Genomic DNA, 18284 nt, shown 5'->3' with positions numbered 1-18284 from the left:
TTGCCCATTCAACGAAGGTGAGGGCGGTTTTTCGAACAAGTAATGGATGATTTTGTGAGTCCTCATCGCGCCAAGATTGGATCAATGAAGACAACGCTCCGGTGAGACCTGTAACTAGATGCCCACTGCGAACCAACGGAAAGTCACAATTCCTGGCACAACCAAGTCTCCCGAGTTCATATACACCTTGCCTGCTCTGTAGACGACGAACTGGGAGTTGGTTATGGGGGACGCTCCTACCGGAATACAGCTGTTTCCTGCATCACACGCGATAACCTGGAAACAGGTGGAGGGAAACGGGAGTGTGAATGGGAAGTTGCCAGACGATGCCCCTTGGGCAATTGCAGCATTGCCCCACTGAACGATCAGGCCGCTGGGGAGCTTCTGATAGCCGTTGGCTTGAAGAAGCGATCCGAAGGCTGCAGAGCTACCAAGCTGTATACCGCCCCACGCATACCAGGAGGTCCCGCCGACATAAGCAACTGTAATAGTGTCACCGCCGCCCAGGACGAACGTGCGGGCCGTACCGTTACCTACGCCGTACAAACTCTGTCCGGCAGATGCCTGCACAGTCACGACCCCATTACCCGCATTATTGATCTGGAACGTAGCCCCTACCGCCTCGGAGGTGCCAATTGGCAGAGTTACACTGATAGTGTTTCCGCAGTTGATAATTTGGCCAGCCAAATCAAGCGTCAGGACGCGGGTCGTGTTGACACTAACCTGATTGGAATAGTTGCCAATCGCACGCTGCACGAACTCAGTTGTCGAGAGGCTGGTGTCTTTATCGAACTGGGGTGGTGTCGGTGCCGATGGATTGCCCGTAAATACAGGTGAAGCCAGCCGAGCCAACCCGTTGGTAATGTTCTGAAACGTCAGCGCAGTAGTGCCAAGTACAATGACGCCATCGCTCACCAACTGCCAAACGCTGTCAGCCTGTGCGACACCGCTCTCCACCGTCACTGTAAGGCCGGGCGTCACTTCACTGATGTCGTCAGCATCCGTCGCTCGTTTCCAGGTTCCGACGACAACGACATAGATACCATTGTCGGCTGCATTGCTCTGGTTCTTCACCAACACTCGGTCACCGACTGCCAGCGCGATGCCATCCACCGTCTGCAATCCGCTCAGCGTAATACTCGCGGTAGTGGCCGCCCGCACGGACTGCTTGTAGTCCAACCGATTCAGCGCCGTGACAATGGAATTATCCACATACTCCCGCGTCGCCAACACCACACTCGGATCGATCTTCAGCTCCACCGACGCGGCGTTGCTGACGATCAGTACGATGCGCACGGTCTGGGTGCGGCCGCTGCCTTCGGCCAGTTGCGGTTTATAGGAGGGCGCGCAGTTGGCGTAGGCGATCAGCGCGCCGGCTTCGTCGTACAGGCCCATCTCGCGGATCCACCAGCCACCCACGTCCTCGGGGATGACCTGTTCGGCGATGATCTGCGAGCTGTTCGCCGGGTCGACACTCAGCCGGTTCAGCGGCGCACGACGGACTTCGTTGACCAGAGTCGTGCGGCTGGCATCGGGCGTCGGTACGTTGCCGCCGCCGTCGCCGACGGCGAGCTGGGTGATTTTCAGGGAGGTGCCCAGCGCAGTGGCATTCGCCAGCTTGCCGGCACCGATCGTGGTGAGTAGTGCGTAGTAGGTTACTGCCATGGGTAGACACTCAAGCTATCGATGGTGTGCTCCCGGCCCGGCAAGCCGTGGCTGCCGATCGCTTCGATCACATCCGGGAGGTAGGGGTAGACGGTGACGATGTCGCCGTCGTATTGCCCGGAGCCGACGGTGATCCGCCCCTGGGATTCCAGGCTGATATCCAGCCCGATGAGGTGCCGCGTGAGCGGCTTGGCGTCCTCGATCAGACGCTCCACCTCCTGGTACATTTCTTCGCTGATACCGCTGTCGAGTACGCCGATGCGCAGGCGGAAGGTGCCCGGCTCGCCCATGGGCGAGCCCTGCCACCACTCGATGATCTCGATCAGGTAACCCAGCGGCTCGATCACCCGCCGGAGCGCGGCGATGGTTCCCTTGTGCTGATGGATGCGGAACGCAGCGGCCACCGCCTTGCGCTTCACCGCCTCGTTCCAGGCCGGATCCCAGCGATCCACCGACCAGGCCCAGGCGAGATACGGCAGCAGCGCGACCGGGCAGCGTTGCGGGTCCATCAGCTCGCGCAGCGGCACCGGCAGGTCGCCGACCTGCACATCGGCCAGCGCACGCTCCAGCGGCGTCGAGTTGATCGGCAGCAGGCGGCTACTCATCGGAGCCACCGACGCGGATCTGGTAGCCGCTGCAATAGGCCGCCTGGGTGGAGTCGAGCACCACGTCGGCTGCCGGCTTCGCCAGTTCGACACGCTGCACGCCTTCCACATGCAGGGCGGCAAACAGCGCGCTACGACGGATATCCCGGCCGATGCGGCGCTGGGTAGCGATGTAGCTCTGCAGCGAAGCCTCGGCAGCCTGCTGGATCAGCTCGGCCTCCGGCCCCGGGTAGATGTAGAGCACGGCATCGACCTGGTAAGGCACGATGGCGGCGGACTGCACCGTGAGGCGGTCGCCTACCGGGCGCACATCCTCATCGTTCAGAGCCGTGCGCACCGCCTGGAGCAGCTCTTCCGAGGCAGCGCCGTTGCCCTCGGAAGACAGCACGCTGACCAGTGCTTCGCACGGCTGCGGGCTGACCGCCGAGACATCGGCGATACGCCCGTCGGCGCCGAGCGCGAAGGCCACATAGGCGTTGCGCGGGCCGGCCACCGAAAGCTGATCGAAGGCCAACTGGGTGCGGTTGCGCAGCGAGTCGTCGCCCTCCAGCACGGCCGGTGTCGGCGGCGAGGTGGTGGCGTCCGCCTGCTGGATCACCAGGCGCTTGACGTTGTAACCGGCGGCCAGTTGATCGAGGTCGCCCTGGGTCGCGTAGCCGAGCATCACGGCACGGGCGGCGTCGTTGATCCGGGCGCGCAGCAGCAGCTCCCGGTAGGCCGCCAACTCCAGCAGCTTGACCACCGGATCGGACTCCAGCGCGGCGCTCCAGGCCTCCCCCATGGCACCGCGGAAATCCGCCAGCAGCTCGTCATAGAGGCTCTCGTAGTCGAGGTTTTCCACCACTTCCGGGGCGGGCAACTGGGACAGGTCGATGAGGCTCATGCCGCCACCTCCAGACCGACTTCGTCCCCCAGATAGATGCCGCGCAAGCGCAGCGAAACGCGGCCGCCCATCACCGCCGTCACCTGCACGGAACTCAGGCGCAGGCGCGGCTCCCAGCGGCCGATGGCGCGGGCCACTTCCGCCTGCACCGCGCCCTTCCAGCCCTCGGTCACCGGCAGGTCGACCATGCGCCGCAGGCGACTGCCGTACTCGGGGCGCATGCGTCGACTGCCCAGCGGCGTACCGAGGATGTCCTCGATGGATTGTTTCAGGTGTGCCAGCCCACTGAGCGGCTGACCGTTGCGCCGATCCATGCCGATCATGGCCGCGCCCTCCGCCACTCAGGGTGCGCACAGGATTCTTTGCCCATGGCAGGTCTCCAGAAATGCAAAGGCCCGCACATGGCGGGCCCGGGTTGATGATCGACTGTCGTCAGTGGGTGTGGTGATTGCTGTTGCCGGCGGTGTCCATGATCGAGCCGGTGCTGCTGATATTGCCGTTCACCGTCAGCGCGCCCTTGATGTTCACCGGCCCGGTCAGCTGGATGCTCGCGGCAGAGACGGTCACCGCACCCGGATCGATCACCACCTGGGTGCCACCGACCTTCACCGTTGCACTGCCGGCAGGCAGTTGCAGGTCGTAGCGATGTGCCTGCCAGTCGTAGCTCAGCACCGCGCCATCGGGGAAATGCCAGCTCTCCACCTCACCGCGATTGTTCGGTGCAGCCGCTGCCGCCCCGAACAAGCCGGGCACGAAGGTGCCCATCGCGGCCATGCCTGACGGGCTCAGCAATACGCCCTGCTCGCCCAGGCTCGGCGCGCGCCAGTGCCGAGCGGCACCAGCGGCCTGTGCGTGCCAGCGCACCCAGGCGCTGGTCCACTCGCCGGACCGCACGCGTACCCGCGCCGCCGCCAGGTCCACCGCTACCACCTCGCATGGCATGACCAGCGCAGCCAGCATGCGGTCGTGCTCGGCACTCACGTAGTCCTGGTTCATTGCAGCGCTCCAGGATCGAAGTAGTCGTCCTCATGGCCGGGACCGGTCTCGGGTTCGAACCCCAGCACCAGGCTGCCCGGCGGCTGGTCTTCCCACGGCCATTCCGTTTCACCGAGCAATACCGGTTGCTGCCACTCGACCAGCCACGCCCGGCACGTCGCCAGCGCAGGACTTTCGCTGTCCGGCTGGGCCTGGATGAAGCTGACCGGCTCCAGTTCCAGCCCCCAGTTCTGGGCGCGCAATAGCATGGCCAGCGCGGCGACGTTGCGCAGTGCAAAGGCCTCGGCTTGCGCGTCATCCCTTGCTACCAGAATGCGCGCCTGGAGTCGGCAGACCAGTGCGGTCTGCCCATTGCCGGGATCACGGCCGGGTAGCAGGCCGGCGTACTCCAGCGCCAGCGCAGGAAGTGTCGCCGGCGCTTGCTTGAGTGGGCCACGCAGAAAGGCGCCGATCTCGGTCAGTCGCGTGGATAGCGCCTGCTCCACCGTGTCGAGCAGCAGGGCGAGGGTCAAAGGTTGTTCGGACATGTCGTCTCCTTGAAGCATCACTCTTGTCCGCGTTCGCTCGGCGGCAGTTCGCAGACGCCCAGGCGCTTCGCCGCCCAGCGTTCATAAAGGCCGACGGCGATCTCCGCACCGGCCGCCGCGGTCAGGCTGCCGATGGCCGCAGCGAGGGTCAGCGAGGCGCCGCAGGCCATGGCCAGGAACATCACCGCCATGCCGCAGACGATGGAAGCGCCGGAACGCAGCGCCAGGCGTCGCAGCAATCGCCAGCCGCCCAGGCCCGCCTTGTCGGCGCGCCACATTTCACCGCTGATGCCGCCCGCAACCGCAAGCAGGATCAGCCCCCACAAAGGCACGTCGGCCAGGGTCTGAGGTTCGTTGCCCATTGGCTCACCTTGGATAAAGACGCCCGCGAACGGGCGAAACCGGCGGCTATCAGCCGGCCGGGGATCACTGCCGGCAAGCTCGCCGGCCGCCCGCCGAATCGGCGGTTCAAAAAACGCGGGCATGAAAAAGCCCGGCGCTGAGACCGGGCTTTTCGGGGTTTCGCGTTGTGCTCCCTGGGGACGCACCTTTACAAGAATGACTACTTTTTACCCCCCGATTCCCGCCGGAACAAGGCTTCTTAGGGAATGCGCTGCAATACGCAGATGACACACCGTAATGTGCTGCCGAAACGCCGAAATCCAGCGTCTGAAATTTCAGAGCACCTTGCTCATCAGCACGGTGGTAAAGCCGCTGTGCCACTCCTCATCCGGGTAGAAATCGACCTCCGCATAGCCCTGCTTGCCATAGAAAGCGCGCGCCTGCTGGTTGAAGGTGTCGGTCTCCAGCCGGGCCCGGGCGAAACCTGCTGCGCGGATATTCCGCTCCGCGTGATCCAGCAACACAGCACCAATGCCACGGCGCTGCTGGCCGGGTGAGACGTGCAGGGCATCGATGAAGTCGTCGCGCCAATCGAGCAGGCCGACGATCTCGCCATCGATGCAGGCGACCTGGAAATGCGGCAGGCGCTCGCGCACATAGGCGACGGTATGTGCGGAAGACTCGAAGCGCGCGATGGCTTGGGCACTGAGCGCGGGCTTCCAGGTGGCTTCATAGGTTTCGCCGAGGATGCGCAGGATGGCATCGGTGTCGGACGGTTCAGCGCGGCGGAGAAGAATAGGCGTTTTCATGGGGCGCGAGCATAGCTCAAGGCACCCCAGGAAAAGCACGAAGCCCGGCGCAGGGCCGGGCTTCGGAAGGGCAGGAAGGATTCAGGCAGCGCGGCGCATCAGCCGCGACTGGATGCTCTGGTGCGCCACATGCAGGCGCAGGTAGAAGGTGTTGCGGCTGCAGCGGCAGTGCCGGTACTTCTGTGCGGCTTCGCTGTCGCGGTTGAGGTAGTGCTCGGTGACGACGTCCTTCTGCTCGTCCGGCAACTGGTTGATGATCAGGTCCAGTTCGGCGACGCGATCGAGGATCACCTTGCTGCCCCGGGTACCGCGGATCATTTCGCCCCTGTTGGCAATCATCATCGCCAGCAGGTTGCCCCCCGCGTAACCACCGCCGGCGCTACCCGGATTGTGCATTTCCTCGGCCCAGAGCTTGAGCATTTCATCGATTGGCTTGATCACGGCATTGCTCCCTGGCGGCTCAGTGCCGCCGCTCCAGTTCGTCCATTGCCTGGCAGTCGATGCAGCGCGTACAGCCCGGCGCGGCCAGTCGACGTGCGGGTGGAATATCGTCGCCGCAGTCTTCGCAATACTCGGAGGAGCTGACCGCCAGGCGGGAACGGCGGCTGTGCAGCAGGTCTTCGATCCGGTCGAGCACCAGATCGTTGGCGTAGTCAGCGATATCAGCCACGACGCACCTCCGTATCGACGGCGGGTGCGCAATGCCTGGCGTGTTGCAGGTGTTGATTCATGAAGGTCCTCCTGGCGACCTGCCCTCCGTGGTCGCCGAGCCTTCGGTCGGCCTGTGGTGGTCAGTCGCGATCTGTTCGTCGCGGACGCCTGACCATCGTGGCGGCGTCCCTTGCCGGTGCGCGGGCAGCACCTCCCTGGCCTGCCCGCGCCCTCCAGCCTGCCCGGCGCATCGCGCTTCGCAGGCAACCCGCGGCGCCCTTGCCGCGGAGAGGGGGAAGCCGTTCGCCTCCCTTCAGCCGAACCGGTATTCATCGCTTCGGTCGGCTGCTGGCTTTATGATTACAACCATGGCTATATTTAGTCAACACCAAAGCTATTTACAGCCTACAACCCAGGAGGTAGAGTGCCCCCATGGAAAACTCACCCTCATCGACGCTGGCAGACCGCCTCAAACAGGCGATGGCCTCGCGTAACCTGAAACAGGAAACCCTGGCCGAAGCCGCCGGGGTTTCGCAGAACACCATCCACAAGCTGACCTCGGGCAAGGCGCAGAGCACGCGCAAGCTGATCGAGATCGCCAGCGCCCTGGGCGTCTCGCCGACCTGGCTGGCGACCGGAGAAGGCTCGCCGGCGGCCACCACCAGCGCGCCGGTAGTGCGCCCGGCCGATGGCAGCCCGCTGCGGCTGGAACCGCTGCACCCATGGGATAGCGACACACCGTTGGACGAGGACGAAGTGGAACTACGCCTGTACAAGGAAGTGGAACTGGCGGCTGGCGCCGGCCGCACCGCGGTGCGCGAGATAGAGGGGCGCAAGCTGCGTTTCTCGTACGCCACCTTGCGCGCTGCGGGGGTCGACCCGGCGGCGGCGATCTGCGCCCAGCTCACCGGCAACAGCATGGAGCCGCTGATCATGGATGGCTCCACCATCGGCATCGACACGGCCACCACGCACATCACCGACGGTGAGATCTACGCCCTGGAACACGAGGGTATGCTGCGGGTGAAGTTCGTCTATCGCCTGCCTGGCGGCGGCATCCGCCTGCGCAGCTTCAACCGCGATGAATACCCTGACGAGGAGTACCCGGCGGAGCAGTTCGACGGCGGGCAGATCCGCATGATCGGCTGGGTGTTCTGGTGGTCGACGGTACGCCATCGCCGCGCACCGACCCTGGTTCGCTGAGCGTCGCCTGCCGGTCATGAACCCCGCTTCGGCGGGGTTTTCTCTGCGCGGCGATTGAAAATAAATACAACCTTTGCTATATTTTCTCCTGTCGCCACCACCATCGGAACAGGAGAGTCCCATGCAGTCGACCACCGATATTCGCCCCGCCCCGCGCCCGGAGACGGTGAGCCTGGTCTATCAGATCTTCGGGGACGTCCTGGTGCCGCTGGAGCAGGTGCGCGAGCGCTGGTTCCGCAACCTGAACCGGGAGAATTTCAGCAAGGCATTGTCCTGCGGGCGCATCGCCCTGCCGGTGACCACGCTGGATGACAGCCACAAGGCGATGCAGTACGTCGCGGTGGATCATCTGGCGGCTTATGTGGAAGAGCGCTCGCAGAAGGCCGATGCCGCGTTGGCCCAGCGCAAGGCGGGCTTGCAGGTGGTGGAGGCGCGGCAGGCAGGTTAAGTCCCAGCGTGCGATGCATCATCTGCTGTGCCATTAGGGCGCTTCGGCGCGGGGATCAGCCCTCTCCTCAAGGGAGAGTGGCAGTCTGGAGTCGACAGTAAGTCACTTAGGCAAGCGGCAATCACAAAAGTAAAAGCCCCGCCGAAGCGGGGCTTTTTCAGTCAATCAGCAACTCAATCGCGACCATGCGCCTTGGCAGTGTGCTCGGCCAGCGCGACGGCGCGGAACATGGCGCGGCGCTTGTTGATGGTTTCTTCCCACTCTGCCGCCGGCACCGAGTCGGCGACGATACCGCCGCCGGCCTGCACGTGGAGTTCGCCGTTCTTGATCACCGCGGTGCGAATGGCGATGGCGGTATCCATGTTGCCGTTCCACGCGAGATAGCCCACGGCGCCGCCGTAGACGCCACGCTTGACCGGCTCCAGCTCGTCGATGATTTCCATGGCGCGGATTTTCGGTGCGCCGGACAGGGTGCCGGCCGGCAGGATGGCGCGCAGGGCGTCCATTGCCGAGAGCTCCGGCTTGAGCTGGCCGTTCACGTTGGACACGATATGCATGACGTTGGAGTAGCGCTCGATCACCATCTGCTCGGTGACCTTCACGCTGCCGGTCTGCGACACGCGACCGACGTCGTTGCGGCCCAGGTCGATGAGCATCAGGTGCTCGGCGATTTCCTTGGCGTCGGACAGCAGGTCTTCTTCCAGCGCGCGGTCGGCCTCTTCGGTCGCGCCACGCGGGCGGGTGCCGGCGATCGGGCGAACGGTGACTTCGCCATCTTCGACGCGCACCAAGACTTCCGGCGAGCTGCCGACGACATGGAAGTCGCCGAAGTTGAAGAAGTACATGTACGGCGTCGGGTTGAAGCAGCGCAGCGCGCGGTAAAGGTCGATGGGCGCAGCGCTGAAGTCGATGGACATGCGCTGCGACGGTACGACCTGCATGCAGTCACCGGCGAGGATGTATTCCTTCACGGTATCCACCGCCCGCTCGTAGTCCTCGCGGGTGAAGCTGGCGCGGAATTGCGGCTCCGGGGCGTTGACGGCGCTGAAGTCCAGGCCGCGGCGCGGAGTGATCGGCTGGCGCAGGCGCTCCAGCAGCTCGTCCAGTTGCGCCAGGCCCTTGTCGTAGGCATCGGCCTGGGCCGGGTCAGCGAGGACGATCGGGTGCATCTTGCCGGCGAGGTTGTCGAACACCACCACCGCGTCGGAGACCATCAGCAGGATGTCCGGATTGTTCAGCGGATCGGGATTCGGGCACTGCGCCAGGCGCTGCTCGACATAGCGCACGCAGTCATAGCCGAAGTAACCCACCAGGCCGCCGTTGAAGCGCGGCAGGCCGGCGATGGTCGGCACGCGGTAGCGATCCTTGAACGCTTCGACGAAGGCCAGCGGGTCGGCACATTCGAAGCTCTCGGTCTCGACGCCGTCGACCTTGATGCTCGCCTGGTGGCCGTAGACGCGCAGCACGGTGCGGCTGGGCAGGCCGATGATCGAGTAGCGACCCCACTTCTCGCCGCCCTGCACGGATTCGAGCAGGTAGGTGTTCGGACCGTCGGCGAGCTTGAGGTAGATCGACAGCGGTGTGTCGAAGTCGGCAAGGGTTTCGCAGGTCAGAGGAATGCGGTTGTAGCCTTCGGCGGCCAGGCGCTGGAATTCTTCGCGGGTCATGATCAGCCTCGTGGAATAAGAGCCTGTTTAGGATCTCGCGAGCTAGAGCGGAACAAGGCGAAATCGCTTGAGAGAGCGGAGTTTACACGCAGTAAATGAGCATCTCGAAAGCGATTTCAACGCAGTGCCGCCGACGCGCAGCAGATAGTAAACGGGCTCTGAGGGGGAAACGGACTTGGGTGCACACACGCCGGTCGTACCGGCCAAAGGATGTCAGGCGCGCCAGCGCCAGCGGGCCAGGGCCTTGATGACTTTCATCCAGAGTGTGTGGGGAGCCGTTTCCACGGTGCTGTCTCGCTGAGCGGGTTTTGAAGCGGAGTCGGGCAACACTATCGCTTTGCCCGAGTCGAAGCAAGGCAGCAGATGGCGCAGGTCGTCGAGCACCAGCGTCGGGGTTTCTTCGGCAATGGGGCGGCCGTGGTTGTAGCCGTAGCTCAGGCCAACGCTGCGCACGCCGGCGGCCTTGGCCGCAAGGATGTCGTTGCGCGAGTCGCCGACGAACAGCGCCTGCTCTGCCGATACACCGGCCATCTTCATTACGAACAGCAGCGCGGCCGGGTCGGGCTTCTGCTGCGGCAGGGTGTCGCCGCCGATGATCCAGCGGAAGAACTTGCCCAGCTTCATCTCGTCCAGCAGCGGGCCGACGAAGCGCTCGGGCTTGTTGGTGATCAGCGCCAGCTCGACGCCGCGCTTCTTCAGCCACTTCAGCGTCTCGATGACGCCGGGGTAGACCACGGTCAACGCGTGGCTGTCGGCGTAGGCGTCCATGAAGAGTTCCAGCGCGCGCTCGGTGTCTTCCTCGCTGACACTTTCATGCTCGATGTCGCCCGCCAGGGCGCGGCGCACCAGCACGCGCGCGCCGTTGCCGACCCAGTGACGCACGGCGTCCAGGCCGGCCGGCTGGCGCCCGAGCGCCAGCAGCATCTTGTCCACCGCCGCGGCGAGGTCGGGGACCGAGTCCACCAGGGTGCCGTCCAGGTCGAACATCACCAGACGCGGCAGCCCGGCGAACGGCAGTTGTGCAGCGCTCATCACTGGCGCGCCTGCGCCAGCTCGGCATGCATGGCGCGAATGACCTCGGCGTAGTCCGGTGCGTTGAAGATGGCGGAACCGGCGACGAAGGTGTCGGCGCCAGCAGCGGCGATCTCGCGGATGTTCTTAACGTTCACCCCGCCGTCGATTTCCAGGCGGATATCGCGTCCGGAAGCGTCGATCAGCGCGCGGGCTTCACGCAGCTTGTCGAGGGTGCCGGGGATGAACTTCTGCCCGCCGAAGCCGGGGTTCACGCTCATCAGCAGGACCATGTCGATCTTGTCCATCACGTACTTCAGCGCGTCCAGCGGGGTGGCCGGGTTGAATACCAGCCCGGCCTTGCAGCCACCGTCCTTGATCAGTTGCAGGGAGCGGTCGATGTGCTGGGTGGCTTCGGGGTGGAAGGTGATGTAGGTGGCGCCGGCTTCGATGAAGTCGCCGATGATGCGATCCACCGGGGAAACCATCAGGTGCACGTCGATAGGCGCGGTGACGCCGTACTTGCGCAGGGCCGTACAGACCATCGGGCCGATGGTCAGGTTCGGCACGTAGTGGTTGTCCATCACATCGAAGTGGACGATGTCGGCGCCGGCGGCGAGCACCTTGTCGACGTCCTCGCCCAGACGGGCGAAATCGGCGGACAGGATCGACGGAGCGATGGCGTAGGGTTGCATGGCACACCTCTGTGGGCGGAAATCACGGATGGCGCGCATTGTAGCCGCTCGGACGGCTGGAAGGGGACTGGGCCGATAGTCGATGCCGAGCGGGGCAAGCCCAGGCGGAAATTCAGGCAAAAAAAAATCGCGGACCGGTCCCGCCGCCGTGGGTGAGCACGGCGACGGGAACGTCCGCGAAACACTGTGAACTCAGGAAGTCGGGGCGGTACGCAGTTTCTCGCTGCGGCCGCGCAGCCACTCGAGGGTCAGCAGGAGCAGGACGGAGAAACCGATCAGCAGGGTCGCCGCGGCGGCGATGGTCGGGCTGAGGTTCTCGCGGATGCCGCTGAACATCTGACGCGGCAGGGTGGCCTGCTCGGGGCCGGCAAGGAACAGGGTCACCACGACTTCATCGAAGGACGTGGCGAAGGCGAACAGCGCACCGGAAATCACGCCGGGAGCGATCAGCGGCAGGGTGACCTTGAAGAAGGTCAGCACCGGCGGCGCGCCCAGGCTGGCGGCGGCGCGCACCAGGTTGTAGTTGAAGCCCTGCAGGGTCGCCGACACGGTGATGATGACGAAGGGCACACCGAGCACCGCGTGGACGATGATCAACGAGATATAGCTGTTGCCCAGGCCCAGCGGCGCGAAGAACAGGTAGCTGGCCACGCCGATGATCACCACCGGCACGACCATCGGCGAGATCACCAGGCTCATGATCAGCGCCTTGCCGCGGAAGTCGCCGCGGGTCAGGCCAATTGACGCCAGGGTGCCGAAGACCATCGCCAGCACGGTGGCCGCCGGGGCGACGATGATGCTGTTGGTCAGCGCGCGCATCCACTCGGCAGAGTTGAAGAAGTCGGCGTACCAGCGCAGGGAGAAGCCCTGCAGCGGGTAGACCAGGAAGGTGCCGGAGTTGAACGACAGCGGCACGATGACCAGTACCGGCAGCACCAGGAACAGCAGGATCAGGCCGCAGAGGATGCGCAGGGTGTAGAACCACACGCGCTCGATCGGGGACATGTAGGGGCTCAGCATCTTCTTCTCCTCATCAGCCCAGGCGCAGGCGGCTCGCGCCCACCAGCCAGCCATAGATCACATAGAGCACCAGGGTGGCGAACAGCAGCAGGCCGCCCAGGGCCGTGGCCATGCCCCAGTTGATGGTGGTGTTGGTGTAGAAGGCGACGAAGTAGCTGACCATCTGGTCGTTCGGGCTGCCCAGCAGCGCCGGGGTGATGTAGTAGCCGATCGACAGGATGAACACCAGCAGGCAACCGGCGCCGACACCGGCCACGGTCTGCGGGAAGTACACCTTCCAGAAGCTGGCGAACGGGTGGCAGCCCAGGGAAATCGCGGCGCGCATGTAGCTGGGGGAAATGCCCTTCATCACGCTGTAGATCGGCAGGATCATGAACGGCAGCATGATGTGCACCATGGAGATGTACACGCCGGTGCGGTTGAACACGAGCTGCAGCGGCTGGTCGATCAGGCCCATCTTCAGCAGCGCGCCGTTGATCAGGCCGCCCGACTGCAGCAGCACGATCCACGCAGCGACGCGCACCAGGATCGAGGTCCAGAACGGCAGCAGCACCATGATCATCAGCAGGTTGGACTTGCGCGTCGGCAGGATCGCCAGCAGGTAGGCCAGCGGGTAGGCCAGCGCCAGGCAGATCAGGGTGATCACCGCGCCCATCCAGAAGGTGCGGGCGAAGATGTCCAGGTAGATCGACTGGTCAGGCGTGGCGCGGGCAATCTCGCCCAGGTCGTCGATGCGGTGATCGAGCGCCGCCAGCAGGTAATAGGGCGTGACGGAGCTGGCGTTGCGGCGGATCGCCTGCCAGTAGGCCGGGTCGCCCCAGCGCTCGTCGAGGGCTTCCATGGCGTCCTTGTACGACGCCGGCTGCTCCTTGAACGGCAGCGCGCGGGCAGTCTTGGACAGCAGGCTGCGGTAACCGGCCAGCTCCATGTTCAGGCGCTTGGACAGGTCACCGATGGTCTGGTTCTTGCGCGCAGCGACCAGGTCTTCGCTCAGCGCCTTGTACACCGCGTCCGAGGGCAGCGATTTGCCGTCCCATTCAGCGATGGCATTGACCGTCAGCGGCATCGCGCCGACGACCTCGGGGTTGTTCACGCTCTTGTAGAGCAGCGCCGCAATGGGCACCAGGAAGGTCAGCAGCAGGAAGACCAGCAGGGGCAGCACCAGCGCCTGGGACTTCAGACGGTTCATCCGCTCCGCGCGCGCCAGGCGCTGCTTGAGGGTGGGGCCGGCGACCTCGTTCAGAGACACAGCGGTGGCCATAGCGAACTCCGGTAAAACAGGCCGCCTTAGGAGCGGCCAAGGTGTGGTGTCAGGAGGAGCCGCCGCGAGGGGGAACGGCGGCTCCGGTCCGTCGCGGCTCGGGCAGCCGCGACGGTTAGGACGTTACGCGAGTCGTCGACAAAACTGAGCGAAGCGGTTCTGGCTAGGCGCCTGGCTGCAGACAGTACCCGGCCAGGCAACAACGCCAGAACAGTTTTGCCGGCGACTCTTACTTGGCAGCCCAGGCGTTGAAGCGCTGCTCCAGCTGCTCGCCGTAGTCAGCCCAGAAGGTCACGTCCATGCCCACCTGGCCCTGCATGTTTTCCGGGGTGGTCGGCATGTCTTTCAGCAGGTCCTTACTCAGCAGCGGTACGGCGTTCTTGTTGACCGGGCCGTAGGCGATGTTCTCGGAGTAGGTCTTCTGCTGCTCGGGCTGGACCGAGAAGGCGATGAACTTCAGGCTCTCGTCCTTCTTCTTGGCGCCTTTGGGGATGGCCCAGGCGTCGAAGTCGTAGATGCCGCCGTTCCAGACGATCTTCAGGTTGCTCTCTTTCTGCACGGCGGCGATGCGGCCGTTGTAGGCAGAGCTCATGACCACGTCACCGGAGGCGAGGTACTGCGGCGGCTGGGCGCCGGCTTCCCACCACTGGATGTTCGGCTTGATCTGGTCGAGTTTCTTGAAGGCGCGGTCCTGGCCTTCTTTGGTGGCCAGCACCTTGTAGACGTCCTTGGGCGCGACACCGTCGGCCATCAGGGCGAATTCCAGGGTGTACTTGGCGCCCTTGCGCAGGCCGCGCTTGCCCGGGAATTTCTGGGTGTCCCAGAAATCGGCCCAACTGGTCGGCGCGCTCTTCAGTTTGTCGGCGTTGTAGGCCAGCACGGTGGACCAGACGAAGAAGCCGACGCCGCAGTTGCTGACGGCGCCCGGCACATAGTCTTCGGCCTTGCCGAGGATGGCCGGGTCGATTTCTTCGAACAGGCCTTCGTCACAGCCGCGGGCCAGTTCCGGCGATTCGACTTCCACCAGGTCCCAGGAGACGCTGTTGGTGTCGACCATGGCCTTCACCTTGGCCATCTCGCCGTTGTATTCGCCGGCGACGATCTTGTTGCCGGTGGATTTTTCGTAGGGCTCGTAGAACGCCTTCACCTGGGCGTTCTTGTTGGCACCGCCGAAGGACACCACGGTCAGGTCGGTGGCGGCCATGGACTGGGCCGCAAAGGCCACGCCCAGAGTCAGCGCTGCGAGTTTGAGCCCCGATGCTTTCAAGGACTTCGACATTATTGTTGTCTCCACAGTGTGCAGTTTGTTTTTCTTGGATGCGTCCGGGAGTGGCCGGTCCGCTTTCGTTACGCCGCGGACAGAGGGTCGAGCGCGCGGACGTGCTCGACTTCCCAGCCCAGCGGAACCACGTCGCCAACACTGAGCGCGGGATCGAGCTCGGCGATCGGCTGTTTGACGAAGAAATCGGTACGGCCGCAGACCTCCAGGCGAATGCGCACGTGGTCGCCCAGGTAGATGAATTCGGCGACACGGCCGGAGAAGCGGTTCACGCAGTTTTCACTGTGGCCGTTGAGGCGCACGCGCTCTGGGCGGATCGACAGGCTGACGGTGTCGCCGACATTGCCGACGTTGACCGCCAGCGCCTCGACCTTCTCGCCACGGGCCAGGCCAACGGTGCAGCGGTCGCCATCGCGGGCCTGGAGCTGGCCGGCGATGCGGTTGTTCTCGCCAATGAAGTTGGCGACGAAGGAGTTGCGCGGGTGCTCGTAGAGCTCGGCCGGCGGGGCGATCTGCTGGATCTCGCCCTGGTGGAACACGGCCACGCGGTCGGACATGGTCAGGGCTTCGCCCTGGTCGTGGGTCACGTAGACCACGGTCACGCCCAGGCGCTGGTGGATGTGCTTGATCTCCATCTGCATGTGTTCACGCAGCTGTTTATCCAGCGCACCCAGGGGTTCGTCCATCAGCACCAGTTGCGGCTCGAAGACCAGCGCGCGGGCCAGGGCCACACGTTGCTGCTGGCCACCGGAAAGCTGGGCGGGATAACGGCCGGCGAAGGTGTCGAGCTGGACCATCGACAGCGCACGCTTCACGCGCTCGCTGACGTCGGTCTTGCTCATGCCACGCACGGAGAGCGGGAAGGCCAGGTTCTCGGCCACCGTCATGTGCGGGAACAGCGCATAGTTCTGGAACACCATGCCGATGTCGCGCTTGTGCGGGGGGACGTTGTTGATGGCGCGGCCGGCGAGCTGGATTTCACCGGCGGTAGGAGTTTCGAAACCGGCCAGCATCATCAGGCTGGTGGTCTTGCCGGAACCGGACGGCCCCAGCAGTGTCAGGAATTCGCCTTTGCGAATGTCCAGATTGAGGTCCTTCACGATGAGGGATTCGCCGTCGTAGCTCTTCTGCACGCCACGGAAACTCACCAGCACATCGTTTGCCTGATTCTCGGCCATCACCGCACCTTTGTTTTTTTGTAAATGCCGTTGATCTCAAGCCTAGAGAAGCTGGACCCGCGCGCAAATCGGGCGGTATGAGAGATTGCTATAAGGCTTAGAGAGGATGCTTTGTAGGGATCGCCCTACAAAAATCAGGGAAACCAACTGCCGACCAGCTATTGGTCGGCAGTCTGCGGATCAGCGCTTGGCCCAGGCCTGGAAGCGCTTCTCCAGCGCATCGCCGTGCTCGGCCCAGAACGCCACGTCCATGCCGACGGCATTGGCGATGTTCTGCGGCGCGGTCGGCAGGTTGGCAGCCACGTCCGGCGCCAGCAGCTCCACCGCCTTGCGGTTGGTCGGGCCGTAGGAAATGTTTTCGGCGAAGGCCTTCTGCTGTTGCGGCTGGCCGGCGAAGTTGACGAATTGCTCGGCCAGTTCCTTCTTGAACACGCCCGAGGGCAGCGCCCAGAAATCGAAGTCGTAGATACCGCCGGCCCAGACCATGCGGAAGCCCTTCTGCTCGCCCTGCGCGGCGGCAATCCGGCCGTTGTAGGCGGAGCTCATCACCACGGTGCCGTCGGCGAGATCACGGACCGGGTCCTGCCCGGATTTCCACCAGTTGATGTTCGGCTTCAGTTCGTCGAGCTTGCGGAAGGCGCGATCCACTCCGTCATTGGTCGCGAGCACCTTGTAGACGTCCCTGGGCGAGACACCATCGGCCATCAGGGCGAATTCCAGGCTGTACTTCGCGCCCCAGCGCAGGCCGCGCTTGCCGGGGAATTTCTTCGTGTCCCAGAAATCCGCCCAACTGCTGGGCGTGCCCTGCAGCTTGTTCTGGTTGTAGGCCAGCAGCGTGGTCCAGACGAAGATGCCGACGCCGCATGGCTGCACTGCGCCGGGAACGAAATCGGCGGTGTTGCCCAGGGTCTTGGGGTCAAGCTTCATGAACAGCCCTTCCTCGCAGCCGCGCGCGAGTTCGGGGGCCTCGACTTCCACCACGTCCCAGGACACGTGGCTGATTTCCACCATGCGCTTGAGCTTGGCCAGGTCGCCGTTGTAGGAGCCGTGGACGACGGCGTTGCCGGTCACTTCCTTGAACGGTTTGTAGAAGGCCGCCTCCTGGGCTTCCTTGTTCGCGCCACCGAAGGAAATCACCGTAACGTAGTCCGCCAGCGCCGGCATCGCAGCGCTCCCCAGCAGGCCGAACAGCAGCCCTCCCCTTACCGCTCGCAACATCTTCTTCTCCTTGTTATCACGACGTACCGCATGAAGCGGGCAATGATTCCCTGCCTCACGCCCGCTAGATAGACGGTTTGTTACAGAAATCGGACACGTCGCACAGAGTGAAGGGAAAATTCAGCGAGCCATCTGCCGCAGATCAAACCGGCGGCACGGGTCGGTCAGACGAGCTTGTGCTCCATGGCGTAGCGCACCAGATCGGCCACCGAGTTGGCATTGAGTTTCTGCATCAGCCGCGCCTTGTGGGTACTGATGGTCTTGCTGCTGACCGCCAGTTGCTGGGCGATCTCGTTGACGCCCTCGCCGTGCACCAGGCGCTCGAACACCGAGAACTCGCGCTCGGAAAGCAGCGCATGGGGCGGCCGCGAATCGGTGAGGCCGACTTCGAAGACCATGCGGTCGGCGAGGTCCGGGTCGATGTAGCGGCCACCGCTGGCGACCTTGCGGATCGCCGTGAGCAGCAGCGCCGGGTCGCTGTCCTTGGTGGCGTAGCCAGCGGCGCCGACCTTCAGCGCGCGGGCGACCATCTGCACCTCGTCGTGCATCGACAACATCAGGATCGCCGGCGGATTGTTCAACGCGCGGATACGCGGGATGGCCTCAAGGCCGTTGACGCCGGGCATCGAGATATCCAGCAGGACCACTTCGCAGGGGGTCTGGCGCAGGTTCTCGAGCAGTTGCTCACCATTGGTGGCCTCGCCGACCACCTGCAGGTCCTTGGCCATGCCGATCAGTTGCTTGATGCCCTCGCGCACGATCGTATGGTCTTCCGCCACCAGCACTCGAATCACTGCCCTTCCTCCCGCTTCGCACTTGTCATTGT

At 64.2% G+C, this 18284-nt stretch carries 21 protein-coding genes; 2 read left to right on the top strand and 19 right to left on the bottom strand.

The genetic code is table 11. From position 1 onward, the window contains the following. Positions 1–114: 114 nt before the first annotated feature. The 10 genes from LDJ84_RS03000 to LDJ84_RS02955 all read right to left on the bottom strand — a co-directional run bounded on the left by LDJ84_RS03000 (position 115) and on the right by LDJ84_RS02955 (position 6497). Complete coding sequence (locus tag LDJ84_RS03000) at positions 115–1665, bottom strand: phage tail protein (RefSeq protein WP_226045887.1); 1551 nt, start codon at positions 1663–1665, stop codon at positions 115–117. Then, positions 1656–2270: a phage tail protein I gene (locus tag LDJ84_RS02995; RefSeq protein WP_024763581.1), complete on the bottom strand. Its 615-nt coding sequence runs from the start codon at positions 2268–2270 to the stop codon at positions 1656–1658. Before LDJ84_RS02995 ends, LDJ84_RS03000 begins: the two co-directional genes overlap by 10 nt. Beyond that, positions 2263–3153 (bottom strand): baseplate J/gp47 family protein, encoded by an 891-nt coding sequence (locus LDJ84_RS02990; RefSeq protein ID WP_169890112.1) that lies wholly within the window; start codon positions 3151–3153, stop codon positions 2263–2265. Before LDJ84_RS02990 ends, LDJ84_RS02995 begins: the two co-directional genes overlap by 8 nt. Beyond that, positions 3150–3476 carry a GPW/gp25 family protein gene (locus tag LDJ84_RS02985; RefSeq protein WP_024763583.1) on the bottom strand — a complete coding sequence of 109 codons (327 nt, stop codon included), beginning with the start codon at positions 3474–3476 and terminating at the stop codon, positions 3150–3152. Before LDJ84_RS02985 ends, LDJ84_RS02990 begins: the two co-directional genes overlap by 4 nt. Positions 3477–3585: 109 nt before the next feature. Then, positions 3586–4149: a phage baseplate assembly protein V gene (locus LDJ84_RS02980; RefSeq protein ID WP_024763584.1), complete on the bottom strand. Its 564-nt coding sequence runs from the start codon at positions 4147–4149 to the stop codon at positions 3586–3588. Beyond that, positions 4146–4676, bottom strand: coding sequence for a hypothetical protein (locus LDJ84_RS02975; protein ID WP_226045886.1), 531 nt, complete (start codon positions 4674–4676; stop codon positions 4146–4148). The genes LDJ84_RS02980 and LDJ84_RS02975 overlap by 4 nt, the downstream gene beginning before the upstream one ends. A 17-nt stretch (positions 4677–4693) precedes the next feature. Beyond that, a complete protein-coding gene (locus LDJ84_RS02970) occupies positions 4694–5038 on the bottom strand; it encodes a phage holin family protein (protein ID WP_024763586.1) in 345 nt (114 codons plus the stop codon). A 315-nt stretch (positions 5039–5353) separates the two neighbouring features. Beyond that, a complete protein-coding gene (locus tag LDJ84_RS02965) occupies positions 5354–5827 on the bottom strand; it encodes a GNAT family N-acetyltransferase (protein ID WP_024763587.1) in 474 nt (157 codons plus the stop codon). Positions 5828–5908: 81 nt separating this feature from the next. Next, a complete protein-coding gene (locus tag LDJ84_RS02960) occupies positions 5909–6268 on the bottom strand; it encodes a hypothetical protein (protein ID WP_024763588.1) in 360 nt (119 codons plus the stop codon). Between the two features lie 19 nt (positions 6269–6287). Then, a complete protein-coding gene (locus LDJ84_RS02955; RefSeq protein WP_226045885.1) occupies positions 6288–6497 on the bottom strand; it encodes a TraR/DksA C4-type zinc finger protein in 210 nt (69 codons plus the stop codon). Between the two features lie 413 nt (positions 6498–6910). Here LDJ84_RS02955 and LDJ84_RS02950 point away from each other — a divergent pair, with 413 nt between their 5' ends. After that, entirely contained in the window at positions 6911–7681 is a 771-nt protein-coding gene (locus tag LDJ84_RS02950; protein ID WP_024763590.1) for an XRE family transcriptional regulator, read from the top strand. Positions 7682–7802: 121 nt separating this feature from the next. After that, positions 7803–8129, top strand: coding sequence for a pyocin activator PrtN family protein (locus tag LDJ84_RS02945; protein ID WP_024763591.1), 327 nt, complete (start codon positions 7803–7805; stop codon positions 8127–8129). Positions 8130–8302: 173 nt separating this feature from the next. Here LDJ84_RS02945 and trpE read toward each other — a convergent pair whose 3' ends face one another. The 9 genes from trpE to LDJ84_RS02900 all read right to left on the bottom strand — a co-directional run bounded on the left by trpE (position 8303) and on the right by LDJ84_RS02900 (position 18252). Continuing rightward, positions 8303–9796, bottom strand: coding sequence for an anthranilate synthase component I (gene trpE, locus LDJ84_RS02940; protein WP_226045884.1), 1494 nt, complete (start codon positions 9794–9796; stop codon positions 8303–8305). Between the two features lie 213 nt (positions 9797–10009). Next, positions 10010–10828, bottom strand: a complete 819-nt coding sequence (locus LDJ84_RS02935) for a phosphoglycolate phosphatase (protein WP_038803513.1) — start codon at positions 10826–10828, stop codon at positions 10010–10012. Further along, a complete protein-coding gene (gene rpe / locus LDJ84_RS02930; protein ID WP_038803512.1) occupies positions 10828–11502 on the bottom strand; it encodes a ribulose-phosphate 3-epimerase in 675 nt (224 codons plus the stop codon). Before rpe ends, LDJ84_RS02935 begins: the two co-directional genes overlap by 1 nt. A 192-nt stretch (positions 11503–11694) precedes the next feature. After that, positions 11695–12522, bottom strand: coding sequence for an ABC transporter permease (locus LDJ84_RS02925; RefSeq protein WP_024763592.1), 828 nt, complete (start codon positions 12520–12522; stop codon positions 11695–11697). A gap of 13 nt (positions 12523–12535) precedes the next feature. Beyond that, positions 12536–13783, bottom strand: coding sequence for an ABC transporter permease (locus LDJ84_RS02920; RefSeq protein ID WP_024763593.1), 1248 nt, complete (start codon positions 13781–13783; stop codon positions 12536–12538). Between the two features lie 229 nt (positions 13784–14012). After that, complete coding sequence (locus tag LDJ84_RS02915; RefSeq protein WP_024763594.1) at positions 14013–15062, bottom strand: ABC transporter substrate-binding protein; 1050 nt, start codon at positions 15060–15062, stop codon at positions 14013–14015. Positions 15063–15130: 68 nt separating this feature from the next. Beyond that, positions 15131–16240, bottom strand: a complete 1110-nt coding sequence (locus tag LDJ84_RS02910) for an ABC transporter ATP-binding protein (protein ID WP_024763595.1) — start codon at positions 16238–16240, stop codon at positions 15131–15133. 180 nt (positions 16241–16420) lie between these two features. Beyond that, complete coding sequence (locus LDJ84_RS02905; protein ID WP_226045883.1) at positions 16421–17458, bottom strand: ABC transporter substrate-binding protein; 1038 nt, start codon at positions 17456–17458, stop codon at positions 16421–16423. A 164-nt stretch (positions 17459–17622) separates the two neighbouring features. Next, positions 17623–18252 carry a response regulator transcription factor gene (locus LDJ84_RS02900; protein WP_024763597.1) on the bottom strand — a complete coding sequence of 210 codons (630 nt, stop codon included), beginning with the start codon at positions 18250–18252 and terminating at the stop codon, positions 17623–17625. Between the last annotated feature and the right edge of the window lie 32 nt (positions 18253–18284).

It is taken from the genome of Pseudomonas sp. HS-18 (assembly GCF_020401845.1).
GTDB classification, from domain to species: Bacteria; Pseudomonadota; Gammaproteobacteria; order Pseudomonadales; family Pseudomonadaceae; genus Pseudomonas; species Pseudomonas nitroreducens.
The sequence above is the reverse complement of the archived record's forward strand: the minus strand, read 5'-3'. Positions and strand labels throughout refer to the sequence as shown.